Raw genomic sequence first — 12,589 nt, 5'->3', positions numbered from 1 at the left:
ATGGCGAGGCGTTCTTCAGGTTGAAGGTGCTGGTATGAAGTAGTTTTGTCGGGCATTGCAACACCTTATACGAGATAAGTGTTGCACCTCACTTTTGAGGCCGCCGTTCTCCAATCGCTCGAAAATCAGTGATCTCGCCGGCGACGGCACCACGACCACAACAGTGCTCGTACAGGCCATCGTTCGTGAAGGCAAAGAGTATGTCGCGGCGGGTCTGAATCGCTGGATTTAGAGTCCGTGCTCGATGCGGCTACGCCCGCGCGCTTTCACAAACGGCTCTCTTCCCCCGCAACCTTGCAAATTTCACGCGAAAGGTGACTTCAGGCCGCTTTCGAATGATCCGTATCCGGATGCTGGACCGCACTGGAGCGCGCCGCAAAGCACCAGATAAACGAAGCCGACGAACAGGAATATCTGCGCCGGGTACACCATCAGGCGGTTATTGAGCTGATTGGCGAGGAACGTAAATTCCGGCACTCCGACGAAATATGCAAGTAGAACACTGTCGCCGTTCCGAACGTCTGAAGCGTCTTGAACATCTCGGTATCCACCTGACGCGACATGTACGACAGTTCGCCCACGCCGATCGCCATCGTGAGTGAGGAATTCTTTACCACCAGGTGTTGTAGATCTTCGTGGCCTCGCCGCCCGTTTCGAGTTGCTTGAACGTGCCATTCACGGCGTCGAGCAGACGGGTCTCGCCCTTCGGCACGCCCACTCCCTCGTAGTCCTTGCGGATCGTGAAGGCCGGGATATCGTAGTTCGCCTTGTCTGTGACACGCGCAAGCAGCGCGACCAGCTTCGGCCCGTCCTGGGTGATGGACTGAACGTTGCCCGCCCGAAGCGCAGCGAGCGCGAACGGAGTGTCGTGATACGCGATGCTGCTCGCGGACGGGAACTGCGCGAGCACCTGTTGCGTAGCGATGCGAGGTCCGATTTAGTTCCGGCGCCGCGCTTGATTGCTGCGCAGATCTATCCACAGCCGGGCCCAATGCGAGGCATACGCGATGGCGTGATCGGCATCGAAGAAGTAATCGAGCGCGTCGAACGTGAACGACGAGCCGTGCGGCGATACTCTGCTTTCGATGATCAGGTTCGCTGCGTATAGGCCGTCGGGCAACGAATGCGCGGACGGTGCGACGTCGTAGTCCTTGTATCGCATGAAGGGTTCCATAAAGGCGCTTGCGGACAAAATCGCCCGATGCACTTCATGCTAGTGCGTGCGGACACACGGCACCAACGAAGGATTTATCGTTAGTAAATGAGCGCTCGTATCCGGAGCTCTTCATTTGCGCGTGTCGCCTTGCTTGTGGCTTAGTGGCGTTGCCCCTGTACTAATGGACAGACAGAAGCGCCGTCTTCATAGAGGCCCAAACGCATCAAACTACGCTAAAAAAGCAGCGTCAAACCAACAGCAAAAAATCCATCCGACTGACCCAAGCCGCACCAACTTCGCATTAGGTTCTGACAAATCATCGTTTAGCGCGCACGCGCTCCTGCTCGATAATCGCCGCTTCACGAATCACGACCGGGCACCATGAGCTTCGATCGCAATACTTTACTGCCTCCGGGCGTTGTCGTGGGCCAGGCCTGGGGCACGGGTCCCACCGAAAAACTTGTCGGAGACTTTGCGGTGAACGGCAAGCTGCCGCCGGGGCAATGGCGCATCGGTGTCTCCTGAGACGAGCGGACACCACGCAACGCGCGCGTGAAATACAAATGCGGATTTAATGGTTAGTCGTTCAGCTTCCCTGTGCCACCCTGTTCGTTTTACCGGAATTGCGCGAACGGCGTCATTCGGCATCGTTCGGCGCATTCAGCCACCAGTTCGTCGCATGACCCTCCATGAGCAAAAAGCAAATCATTCTGAACGCGTTCAACATGAACTGCGTCGGCCATATGAATCATGGCCTTTGGACGCATCCACGCGACCGTTCGACGGACTACCGGAAGCTTCATGAAGCAGACATCGACGGCTTCAATTTGACGCACACCGTACCGCCGGAGAGCTACGAGGATTTCATCGATCTCGCGATTCCCAAGCTGCAGGTCCGAGGCGCCTACAAGACGTCCTACGATCAAGGCACGCTGCGCGAAAAGCTGTTCGGCGGCTATGCGTGGCTCAACTCCCGGCATACGGGCGCCACTTTTCGTAACTTGTCAGGGGCGCCTTGCGCCAGAGTGCGATGAACGCCGCGACACCGTTGCTCGAGCTCGACAAGCTGGCCGTGTCCTTCGACGGCCACGCCGCGGTCCATCCGATCGATCTCGCGATCGAGCGCGGCGAGATGCTCGCGCTGGTCGGCGAATCCGGCAGCGGCAAATCGACCATCGCATTGGCGACGATGGGCCTGCTGCCCTCGCAGGCACGCGTGCAGGGCGCGATCCGCTTCGAAGGCCAGTCGCTACTCGGTCAGCGCGAACGCGAATGGAGCGCGCTGCGCGGCAACCGCGTCAGCATGATCTTTCAGGAGCCGATGACCTCGCTGAATCCGCTTCAGCCGGTCGGCAGGCAAGTGGCCGAAGCGTTGACGCTGCATCGGCCGATGTCGTCGCAAGCAGCACGCAACGCAGCACTCGAACTGCTCGACCTCGTGCGTCTGCCAGAGCCGTCACGCCGCTTCGATTCGTATCCGCACGAATTGTCCGGCGGCCAGCGGCAACGCGTGATGATCGCGATCGCAGTCGCGTGCCGCCCCGGCCTCTTGATCGCGGACGAACCCACGACCGCGCTCGACGTCACCATTCAGGCGCAGATTCTCGAACTCATCGACAGCTTGCGCCGCGAATTGGCGATGACGGTGCTGCTCATCACGCATGACCTCGGCGTCGTGTCGCGCTGGGCAGATCGCGTCATCGTGATGAAGGACGGCGCGAAGGTCGAGGAGGCCACGAGCGCCGCGCTCTTCGCGCAACCGAAGCAGCCTTACACGCGAGCGTTGCTCGGTGCGTCGCTGCACTTCGGCGCGGGGCTGCATTACAGCGACACGCGGCTGACAGAGGTGCACTGCGAAGAACGGCGGCCTTCCGTCGACCCTTCACGCGTATTGCTCGAAGCGAAAGACGTGTGCGTCGATTACCGCGCCGTACGCGCCGTCGATGGCGTCAGCTTCGATGTCCGCGCAGGCGAAACCGTCGGGCTCGTCGGTGAATCGGGATGCGGCAAGTCATCGCTCTCGGGCGCGTTGACGCGCCTCATCGAACCGACGCGCGGCAGCATCGTGTTCGATGGCGAGGATGTAACGCATCAGAGCCGCCACGCGTTGCGGCCGTATCGCAGGCGTGTGCAGATGATCTTTCAGGACCCGTACGGCTCGCTCAATCCGCGGCATACGGTCGAAAGGACGCTCGGCCTCGCGCTTTCGATTCACGGCGTTTCGGCGCGGCGCGAACGCGACGCGAAAATCCGCCGCATCGTGGATGCCGTCGGACTGCCCGCGTCGGCGCTGCGGCGCTAACCGCACGAGTTCTCGGGTGGCCAGCGACAACGCATCGGCATTGCTCGGGCGCTCGTGCTGCAACCGGAACTCGTCATCTGCGACGAGCCGGTTTCCGCGCTCGACGTCTCCATTCAGGCGCAGATTCTCGACCTGCTCACCGACCTCAAGAACGAATTCAGCCTCGCCCTGCTCTTCATCTCGCACGATCTCTCGGTGGTGCGCTATATCGCCGATCGCGTGCTCGTCATGCAGGCGGGGCGGATCGTCGAAAGCGGCAATCACGCTTCCATCTGGACCTCGCCGCAACACCCCTATACGCGCACCCTGATCGACGCGGTGCCGTCGTCGCATGTGCCGTTGCCATTCAACACAAGGAAAATTGATCGTGACTTTCAAACCGAGCAAGCCTCAGCCGCCTAGGACCTCGACACTTCTGTTCCGCGATGATCCGCTCGGAGCCGCGGTGGCCGATCTCAAGCGGCGCCGCTTGCTGAAAGGCGCAGGCGCGCTGCTCGCGGGCGCGGCGACGCCTTTCATGTTCACGGGCGAAGCGTGGGCCGCGACCGAAGCGACGCCGATCACACTCAGCGGCGCGAAACAGGGCGGCACGCTCACGGCGGTCCTCCACCCCGAACCGCCGACGCTCGCGTTCTTTGTCAACTCCGCGACCATGATCGGTGCGGTGGCGAGCAAGATTTTCGATGGCCTGGTCGAGTACGGTCCCGACCTGAAGCCGCGGCCACAACTGGCCGAGAGCTGGACCGTCTCACCGGACAGCCTTACCTGGACCTTCAAGCTGCGCCAGAACGCGACGTGGCATGACGGCAAGCCCTTCACTTCCGCCGACGTGAAGTTCTCCGCCGAGGAAGTCTGGCTGAAGATCAGCCCGGCCGCGCGGCGCGTGCTGCAATACCTCACGAAGATCGACACACCCGACGCCCATACGGTCGTGCTGTATCTGTCGAAGTCGACGCCCGCGACCTTCGGCATTCTCGATTCGCTCGGCACGCCGATCCTGCCGAAGCATCTCTACGAGAATACGGACATCCGCAACAATCCGTACAACAACAAGCCCATCGGCACCGGTCCGTTCAAGTTCACCGAGTGGCTGCGCGGCGACCGTATCGTGCTCGACCGCTACGAGAAGTATTGGGCGCCGGGCCAGCCCTATCTCGATCGCCTGACGTGGAAGATCACGCCGGACGTGTCGGGGCGCGCGACCGCGCTCGAAACCGGCGCGGCGCAATACGGCGAGCGCAACCCCGTGACCTTCGCGGATGCCGACCGTCTCGCCAAGCTGCCGAACCTCATCGTTTCGCGCGAAGGCTATAACGGCTACGCGGCGTGGTTCTGGCTCGAACCGAACCTGCGCGATCCGATCCTTGCCAAGCTCGAAGTGCGCCAGGCGATCGCGCATGCAATCAATCGCGACGTGCTGGTCGCGACGGTCTGGGGCGGCTATGCGGTGCCGGCGACCGGCCCGGAAGCGTCGCTCGTGAAAGCGTTCTACACACCGGACACGCAGCAATATCCGTATGACCCGAAACGCGCCGAAGCGCTGCTCGACAAGGCCGGCTTCCCGAAGCAGGCAGACGGCTGGCGTTTCAAGCTCAATCACGATTTCATCCCCTACGGCGACGACTATCGACGCACGGGCGAATTCGTGCGGCAGGCGCTGCGCCGTGTGGGGATTGACGTGACCTTGCGCGGGCAGGATCTGCCGACGTGGCTCAAGAACGTCTTCACCGAATACAACTTCCAGCTCATCAGCAGTTGGGGCACCGACGGTCTCGACCCGCAGATCGGAATCGAGCAGCATTACTGGTCCAAGGCGGAGTCGAAGGGAACGCCCTGGTTCAACGCGTCCGGTTATGCAAGCCCGGAGATGGACCGCGTGATCGAGGCCGCACAGACCGAGACCGACCCGGCTAAGCGGCGCGACCTGTACTTCCAGTTGCAGAGAATCGCGCAGCGTGACCTGTCGCTCATCAACCTCTTCGAGTTCCGCTGGTTCGGCGTCTGGGCGAAGAACCTGCGCAACGTCACCGATACAGCCAGCCATTCGCGTGCCAATTTCGCGCGGGTCTGGTTCGACAAGGCGTGATCATCATGCAACTGACCTCGGCGCTCGCCGGACGCAGGATCGGACGCAGGCTGATTCACCTCGTGCTCGTGCTTCTCGGCACGACGGTGCTCAACTTCGTGCTGCTCAAGCTGATGCCCGGCGATCTCGTCGATGTCATCGCGAGCGAGAGCGGCAACGTCTCGCCGCAATTCGTGGCGCAGTTGCGCGAGGCGTACGGGCTCGATCACAACGTCGCGTGGCAGCTGCTGCACTACGTCGGGCACGCACTGCGGCTCGATCTGGGCTTTTCGTTTCGCTTCGGCGAACCGGTGTCCGCGCTGATCTTCGGCCGCCTGCCCGCGACGCTCGCGCTCATCGGCACGGCGCTCGTCGTCTCCGTGAGTCTCGGCATGCTGCTCGGCGTGCTTGCCGCGCGCCGTCCGCACGGTGTCGTCGATACGCTCGTGTCGTCGCTTGCCACCATCGGCTATTCCGCACCGATGTTCTGGACCGCCTTGATGCTGATCGTCATCTTCGGCGTACATCTGGAATGGCTGCCGATCGGCGGTGTCGTCGATACCAACGTCGCGCATCATGGCGCCGCGCTTCTGCTCGACCGGCTGCGCCATCTCGTGCTGCCTGCCGCGACGCTCGTGCTGTACTACGTCGCCATCTTCGCACGGCTCGCGCGGGCGTCGATGATCGAGACGCTGCAGGAAGACTTCATCCGCACCGCGCGCGCGAAAGGCGGACGGCCCTGGTATGTCGTGACGCATCACGCGCTGCGGCATGCACTGCTGCCCGTGCTCACGATGCTCGGCCTGCAAGGCAGCGCGCTGATCGGCGGCTCGGTGATCGTCGAGACGGTGTTCGGGTGGCCGGGGCTCGGGCAACTGTCGTTCGAAGCCATCAAGAGCCGCGACGTCAATCTGCTGGTCGGCGTGTTGCTGTTCTCCGCGGTGCTGGTGGTCGCATTGAACCTGATCGTCGATCTGCTCTACGGGCTGGTCGATCCACGCACGAGGTATCGTCGATGAAGCTCCTTCGCTTTTTGCGGCAGCCGTCCGCGCTGATCGGGGCGATCCTGCTCGCGCTCGCGCTCATCGCCGCGCTCTCGGCCAACTGGCTCTTTCCCGGCGATCCTCTCGATATGGTGGCCGCGCCCTATCTATGGCCCGGCGCCGATCATGCCTATCCGCTCGGCACCGACCTGATGGGCCGCGATCTGCTCTCCGGGCTCTTTCGTGGCGCGCGGGTGTCGTTGTATGTGGGCGCGTCGGTGGCGATCATCGCGCTCGTGCTGGGCGTGCTGATCGGCGCGATTGCGGGTTATTTCGGCGGCTTGATCGATCAGGTGCTCATGGCGGTCACCGAATTTTTTCAAACCGTGCCGCCGTTCCTGCTTGCCATCATCCTCGTCGCGATTCTCACGCCTTCGCTTTCCACGATCGTCTTCGCGCTCGGCGTGACGGCCTGGCCGAGCATAGCGCGGCTCACGCGCGGCGAGTTCATCGTGCTGCGCGAGCGCGAGTTCGTGAGCGCAAGCGTGGCGCTCGGCGCAAGCGATGCGCATCTGATCTTCATCGAAATCCTGCCCAATGCGCTGACGCCGATTCTGGTGTCCACGGCGCTGCTGGTGGCGAACGCGATCCTCTCGGAAGCGGCGTTGTCGTTCCTCGGGCTCGGCGATCCGAACGTCGTAAGCTGGGGCTCGATGGTCGGCACCGGACGCGAGGCGCTGCGCACCGCGTGGTACATGATCGCGGTGCCGGGATCGGCGATCGCGTTGACGGTGCTCGCGCTCAATCTGCTGAGCGATGCGCTGCATACCGCGTTCAATCCGCGGCTGCGCAGGAACCGGCGGCGCGACGGTGCGCCGAAACTGGAGGAGTTCGAAGGGCTGCAGCCTTGATCAACCGCAGATCGCCGGCTTCAGTCGTGCACCTTGGGAAAACCGTGCCGCTCCGCGAGCAGCGCGAGGATGCGGCGCGTATCGGTGACGAAGCGCTTGTCACCGGCCGATTTCGCATCGGACGGCGCGGGGTAGGCGTCGCCGAAGACTAGCACGGGCAGGCTTTGATGTTCTTCGCCCAATGCTTCGACGGCGGCCTTGCGTGGCCGTGTGAAGGGCACGCGACGGATGTCGAGCCGCGCATTGCGAGCAGGATCGCTCGCGAGCAATCCTTCGATCGGCGCGCCATCGGGACAGATGAAAACTTCGCCCGGATGCTTGGGGTCGGAGAAGCCTGGTTCCAGCAGGATCAGCAAATCGCGTTGGCTCATGGTTGTCGACATGGTGGTTGAGACGCGGATCAGGTTATCCACCCTGCGCGGCGATTGGAACGAATCACATCTGATATGGAAATATGCGCTTCGCGAGGAGCCGGCCGGCTAGCGCGCCTGGCAGCATATTTCTTCGTTGACGAACGCCTGCCATGTATTTGAAGGTGCTTGTGGCCCGCGTCAGCGCGCGAAAGCAAAATGAATCAACCGCATCTTCCAAGCCAATGCACGGTGGTGCTACCATCGCCGAGATTCTTAGAGCGCGAATGACGCGGCGCCTGGAAGTGCAAACACCGCGCTCAGCCGATAGCGGCCGCATTCTTCTTCATCGCCCTTCAAAGAATCGGTTGCCCGGGCGCGGTAAGCCGAAGTGATCGCGCAACGTCGCGCCTTCGTATGCCCGCCGGAAGATGCCGCGCCGCTGAAGCTCGGGTACGACCTTCCCCACGAAATCGTCGAGACCTTCGGGCAGATACGGGAACATCACGTTGAATCCGTCACTGCCCTCCTCGACGAGCCATTGCTCCATCTCGTCGGCAATCTCCACCGCCGTGCCCACCATCTGCAAACCGGAATAGCCGCCCACGCGCTGGGCCAGCTCGCGAATGGTCAATCTCTCTGCGCGCGCCAGCTCGATCACACGCTCGCGGGAGCTTCGGCTTGCATTGGTTTCGGGAATCTCGGGCAGCGGGCCGTCGGGATCGAAGGGCGAGACATCGTGCCCCAACGCAATCGACAGCGATGCGATGCCGCTTTCGTAGTGAACGAACGTGTCGAGGAGCGCGCGTTTTTCGAGCGCCTGGTCGCGCGTGTCGCCCACCACCACGAACGCGCCGGGCAGAATCTTCAGATGGTCGCGCTCACGGCCCAGTTGCTCCATGCGGCCCTTTACGTCGGCATAAAAGCGCTTGCCTGCGGCGAGATTCGATTGCGCCGTGAAAACCGCATCGGCGGTTTCGGCGGCCAGTTGCTTGCCCGCTTCCGACGACCCAGCCTGCACCACCACGGGCCAGCCCTGCACGGGCCGCGCGATGTTCAGTGGCCCGCGCACGGACAGATACTTGCCTTTGTGATCGAGCACGTGCAGTTTCGAGGGATCGAAGAAGAGGCCGGCGTCCGTGTCGCGCACGAAGGCGTCGTCGGCCCAGCTGTCCCAGAGACCCGTGACAACGTCGTAGAACTCGCGCGCACGCCGGTAGCGCTCGTCGTGCTCCATGTGCTCCTCGCGGCCGAAGTTGCGCGCCGCATCGGGATTCGATGTGGTCACGAGGTTCCAGCCGGCGCGCCCCTCGCTCAGATGATCGAGCGACGCAAAACGCCGGGCGATGTGATACGGCTCGTCGAAGGTCGTCGAGGCGGTCGCGATGAGGCCGATGCGTTCAGTGACCGACGCCAGCGCGGACAGCAGCGTGAACGGCTCGAACGAAGTCGCGGTGTGACTGCGCTTGAGCGCGTCCACCGGCATGTTCAGCACCGCGAGATGATCGGCCATGAAGAACGCGTCGAAGCAGGCTTTTTCCAGCGTCTGCACGAAGCGCTTCAGATGCTTGAAGTTGAAATTGGCGTCGGGATAGGCGCCGGGAAAACGCCACGCGCCGGTATGCAAGCTGACCGGCCGCATGAACGCGCCGAGATGGAGTTGTCGGGAATGGGGCATCGCGTCGGTGATGAACGAGTTGCAGGTGGCGCCAAATTACTCCAACTCGTAAAAGGCTGCTCAAAACACCCCTAGTGGGGCGGAGGCTCGGCGGGTGGCTGAAATGCGTCGACGGCATAGCCCATGTTGAAGTACCCCGCCTGCGCATACAGCGCGATGTATTCGAGCCGCTCCGCGCGGCTCGCTTCGTCATCGCGACCTGTGTCGGGCGCCGCGGTCTCGCATCCGCATCCGTTCAATGCGCGCCTGCCATCGCGCAGGAAACGACGCTCGCGGACCTCTTCCAGGCTCGCGAACAACGAATGCCAGTACTGCGTCAGGAATCGTGGCATGGCTCCCCCCTTCTGCTTACGGATGGCTTCAATCTATGCCGTCGAAACAGGTTCGACAAACAAGCATTTCTGTGATGCATAGCACCAGGCGGTTGTTCTGCGATCTCACGCGCTCCCGACGTCCCGCCCAGAAAAGAATTGGTCGTCCGGCACGATGTTCAGCGCGATCGTCAGGAGATTCGCATAGGTGAAGAACGCCGGGAAATGCCGGCAAGAACAGAACGCTCTGTCGGCGGGCGCGGCTTCAACTCGTTGTCGAAGCGTACCGCCTCTCGATCGATAGCCCCAGACCGGCTTGCCAAGCGCGGTAGCCCCAGCTTCGAACGCTTTATCGTCGTTGGCGGACCAGCAGCGTACCTCCACCCAATCGTGAACGTTTTGAAGTAGCCGTGACCCCGCTTGTTGGATACATGGATCGGCGAAGCGTTAGCTTCGCGGTAGATTGGCGATAAGCGCATTTCAGTATATCGACTTCATGATCCCGGAACTCTGGCTGACCGATCCCGACGAGGCTTACGCACAGTGGCAGCGCGCTGAAGCGACCGGAGCGGACCGACACGCCTTTGCGAATCGTTCCATCACTCAGCACTGTTCGATGGTCTCGCGTCTGCACGACTATTTGCTCGCCCGCCGGAAAACGGTCGCCACCTTCGGCGCGGACCACGTTGAAGGATTTTTCGCCGACTCTGAAGGAGTTGCAGCCCCGGACTACAACCTGTCTGCGCTACCTCAAGCTGATTGATTGCCTTGCGCGGCACCTGATGGCGATCGATCTGCGAAAGCAAAATCGGGTTAGCGAAATGCTGATTCGTCAAACGTGGGTGGAAGACGAACCGATACCCGTCTACCTATCCGCGAACAACGACCTGCGTCTACAGGAAGCGCTGAAACTAAGCGTTGCTCAACCACCTTCGTTCCCCACTGCATGCAAACTGGTGACATCGCCAATGCAGCCTGGCTGATAGCCCTCGGTTATGGACGGAGCGCACAATCCCTTGGTCGCTGTATCCGCGACGTTGTCCTGTCCGAGGGACTCGGCATAAAGCCCGAGGACGCGCATCAGTTCCTTCTGATCAGAATGGCTCAAACGCTGCAGGGCACTGGATACCTGAGACGACGCAAACCGGTCGATTTTTTGCCTAAGCTGCTTGCCCGCGACCGTCAGATAGAGCTCGGACGAACGGGCATCCCCGTCAGAGACCCGACGTTCGACAAAGCCACTCGACTCCAGCCGTGCAATCTGTCGACTGGTGTTTGACTTGTCTAACCGCAACAGCACCGCCAAGTCTTTCGTAGTTATTCCCGGTGCCGACCGATCTCAAGCAGTGCGTGAACAGCAGACGGCGCGAGATCGCGGTCCGCCAAAGTAGCTCGCATGAAGCCAAGTTCGCGAACCAACTTGCGTCGATGTATGTGGAAACCAAACCGAGCCGAAAGGCCGTGGTCTTGGTGATCAACTTAACGGTTCTTGCCGATGCGATCGCGCAACGGGCGAGATGAGGCAAGAGGCAGGCGACAGGCGCACCCCAATCAACGATCGAACCACCGATATTGAAGCGCAAACGCGACGGACTTGTAGTCGCCGCCTGCGCGTGTGACGAACCCGTTGGAAAGCGCCAGCTTCGCGGACCAACCGCGTGCGAAGGGCGCGGAGAAGGTCAGGCCGTAACGCATGTTGGCCTGCCTGTCTTCATTGGGTACCCCGTTCACGCTTGATCGGCCGCCCGCGGCGTAGCCGATGTCGGCCGCAATCCATAACCCCGGACGGAAGCTGTACCCAGCGTGCAGTTGCAGCAGCATGAGCGGATCCTGGCCTCGCGTGTTGCCGTGGAAGAAATCGTTGTTGCGGGTGAAGAACCACGCACCGGCCGAGGCATCGAGGAACCAGTTTCCATAGGGCTGCGAGATGCCGATCTCCGGCCTGATTCCCCAGCGGTTGGCGCCTATGTTGACCAGCCGGGAAGGGAGATACTGACCGGTCGGAGCCGACATCGTCAGGCTGATGCCGGCCGAGGTCGCTTGCTCGCGCCGGGCGAATTCCTCGGGCGTAAGCGCCGGACTGCCGATGAACGTCCACGCGAAGCGCAGCTTGAGATCGCCAATGCCGGCGCGATGCACTTCGGTTGGCGCGCCGATAACGACGCCGCTGAGATTGCCGCTGCTGAAGGGCATCGCGAACGCGAGCGACGCCGTATGGCCAGCCAGCGCGAACGTGCGTGAGTAGGCGAGCGACACGATGCTGATCTTCGCGTGCACGCCGCTAATGGGCAAGGACGGATCCGTCAGCACATCGCCATACAGATACCCGTAGCTGGCGACAAGAAAGTTCGTGCCGATCGGGGAGGGCGAATAGCTGCGCGGCTCCAACTCCTGCGCTTGCGCCGTGATCGTCAGAAGCAGGAGCGCAACGGCGACGGCGTGCCGATGCGTCCAATGGATGAATGGACACCTCATGGTCAGGTCTACCTGGCTGGCAACGGCGACGATGCACGACGCGATCGGAGCGGGAACCGCCAGCCTGATTGACCCAGCGTATCAGTGAGCTCAGTCATGGGGTATAGGACCTTGGTCCAATCGTTCGCGCTGCCTGCCGGTTATGGGACGAACGCGCAGCCGGAGTGGCCGGTAAGTGGTTCCGCGGGTCCCCGCAGCGCGGCTTGCCGCCGTCCGGCAAGAACAGGCGCGATCCCCGAGGCCGCGTCACGTTCATCGCGCCCGCCTCGCCCCGAAGAGCGCTGGTCTTTACCCACAAATAAGGTCATTCGTTCTGCCTGAAGATGCGGTACATCTCCGTAATCTCGTGCAGAGCGAG

At 62.0% G+C, this 12,589-nt stretch carries 11 protein-coding genes and 5 pseudogenes; 7 read left to right on the top strand and 9 right to left on the bottom strand.

Features of this window, described 5'->3' with window-relative positions; all coding sequences use genetic code 11:
- Positions 1 to 303: 303 nt before the first annotated feature.
- The 4 genes and pseudogenes from AWB81_RS36455 to AWB81_RS36440 form a co-directional block, all read right to left on the bottom strand.
- Positions 304 to 495: pseudogene (locus AWB81_RS36455) on the bottom strand (amino acid ABC transporter permease); the annotation flags it as partial.
- Positions 492 to 617: pseudogene (locus AWB81_RS47450) on the bottom strand (amino acid ABC transporter permease); the annotation flags it as partial. The pseudogenes AWB81_RS47450 and AWB81_RS36455, both read right to left, overlap by 4 nt.
- A pseudogene (locus AWB81_RS36445) lies at positions 611 to 901 on the bottom strand (type 2 periplasmic-binding domain-containing protein); the annotation flags it as partial. The pseudogenes AWB81_RS47450 and AWB81_RS36445, both read right to left, overlap by 7 nt.
- A gap of 36 nt (positions 902 to 937) precedes the next feature.
- Positions 938 to 1,174, bottom strand: a complete 237-nt coding sequence (locus AWB81_RS36440) for a hypothetical protein (RefSeq protein WP_062642682.1) — start codon at positions 1,172 to 1,174, stop codon at positions 938 to 940.
- A gap of 363 nt (positions 1,175 to 1,537) precedes the next feature.
- Here AWB81_RS36440 and AWB81_RS46045 point away from each other — a divergent pair, with 363 nt between their 5' ends.
- The 6 genes and pseudogenes from AWB81_RS46045 to AWB81_RS36415 all read left to right on the top strand — a co-directional run bounded on the left by AWB81_RS46045 (position 1,538) and on the right by AWB81_RS36415 (position 7,417).
- Positions 1,538 to 1,681, top strand: coding sequence for a hypothetical protein (locus AWB81_RS46045; protein ID WP_159938996.1), 144 nt, complete (start codon positions 1,538 to 1,540; stop codon positions 1,679 to 1,681).
- A gap of 200 nt (positions 1,682 to 1,881) precedes the next feature.
- Complete coding sequence (locus AWB81_RS36435; protein ID WP_374730542.1) at positions 1,882 to 2,190, top strand: hypothetical protein; 309 nt, start codon at positions 1,882 to 1,884, stop codon at positions 2,188 to 2,190.
- Positions 2,187 to 3,860 (top strand): annotated as a pseudogene (locus AWB81_RS36430) (ABC transporter ATP-binding protein). Before AWB81_RS36435 ends, AWB81_RS36430 begins: the two are co-directional and overlap by 4 nt.
- Positions 3,826 to 5,544 (top strand): ABC transporter substrate-binding protein, encoded by a 1,719-nt coding sequence (locus AWB81_RS36425; RefSeq protein WP_062642687.1) that lies wholly within the window; start codon positions 3,826 to 3,828, stop codon positions 5,542 to 5,544. The pseudogene AWB81_RS36430 and the gene AWB81_RS36425 overlap by 35 nt, the downstream one beginning before the upstream one ends.
- 5 nt (positions 5,545 to 5,549) lie before the next feature.
- A complete protein-coding gene (locus AWB81_RS36420) occupies positions 5,550 to 6,542 on the top strand; it encodes an ABC transporter permease (RefSeq protein ID WP_062642685.1) in 993 nt (330 codons plus the stop codon).
- Positions 6,539 to 7,417: an ABC transporter permease gene (locus AWB81_RS36415; protein ID WP_062642678.1), complete on the top strand. Its 879-nt coding sequence runs from the start codon at positions 6,539 to 6,541 to the stop codon at positions 7,415 to 7,417. Before AWB81_RS36420 ends, AWB81_RS36415 begins: the two co-directional genes overlap by 4 nt.
- 20 nt (positions 7,418 to 7,437) lie before the next feature.
- Here the strand turns inward: AWB81_RS36415 and AWB81_RS36410 are convergent, their stop codons facing one another.
- From AWB81_RS36410 to AWB81_RS36400, 3 genes are all read right to left on the bottom strand, one after another.
- Entirely contained in the window at positions 7,438 to 7,788 is a 351-nt protein-coding gene (locus AWB81_RS36410; protein ID WP_062642676.1) for a DUF3088 domain-containing protein, read from the bottom strand.
- Positions 7,789 to 8,113: 325 nt separating this feature from the next.
- On the bottom strand, positions 8,114 to 9,445 hold the full coding sequence (locus tag AWB81_RS36405) for an LLM class flavin-dependent oxidoreductase (RefSeq protein ID WP_062642674.1): 1,332 nt from the start codon (positions 9,443 to 9,445) through the stop codon (positions 8,114 to 8,116).
- Positions 9,446 to 9,516: 71 nt separating this feature from the next.
- Positions 9,517 to 9,777: a hypothetical protein gene (locus AWB81_RS36400; RefSeq protein ID WP_062642671.1), complete on the bottom strand. Its 261-nt coding sequence runs from the start codon at positions 9,775 to 9,777 to the stop codon at positions 9,517 to 9,519.
- Between the two features lie 475 nt (positions 9,778 to 10,252).
- On the opposite strand from AWB81_RS36400, the gene AWB81_RS36395 reads away from it, so the two are divergent.
- On the top strand, positions 10,253 to 10,519 hold the full coding sequence (locus tag AWB81_RS36395; RefSeq protein ID WP_143753523.1) for a hypothetical protein: 267 nt from the start codon (positions 10,253 to 10,255) through the stop codon (positions 10,517 to 10,519).
- 180 nt (positions 10,520 to 10,699) lie between these two features.
- On the opposite strand, the pseudogene AWB81_RS36390 reads toward AWB81_RS36395, so the two are convergent.
- Both AWB81_RS36390 and AWB81_RS36385 read right to left on the bottom strand, forming a co-directional pair.
- A pseudogene (locus AWB81_RS36390) lies at positions 10,700 to 11,181 on the bottom strand (MarR family winged helix-turn-helix transcriptional regulator); the annotation flags it as partial.
- A gap of 126 nt (positions 11,182 to 11,307) precedes the next feature.
- Positions 11,308 to 12,231, bottom strand: coding sequence for a transporter (locus tag AWB81_RS36385; RefSeq protein ID WP_062642664.1), 924 nt, complete (start codon positions 12,229 to 12,231; stop codon positions 11,308 to 11,310).
- Positions 12,232 to 12,589: the final 358 nt, after the last annotated feature.

This window comes from Caballeronia arationis, assembly GCF_001544975.2.
GTDB lineage: Bacteria > Pseudomonadota > Gammaproteobacteria > Burkholderiales > Burkholderiaceae > Caballeronia > Caballeronia arationis.
This window is presented reverse-complemented; position numbering and strand designations above follow the sequence as displayed.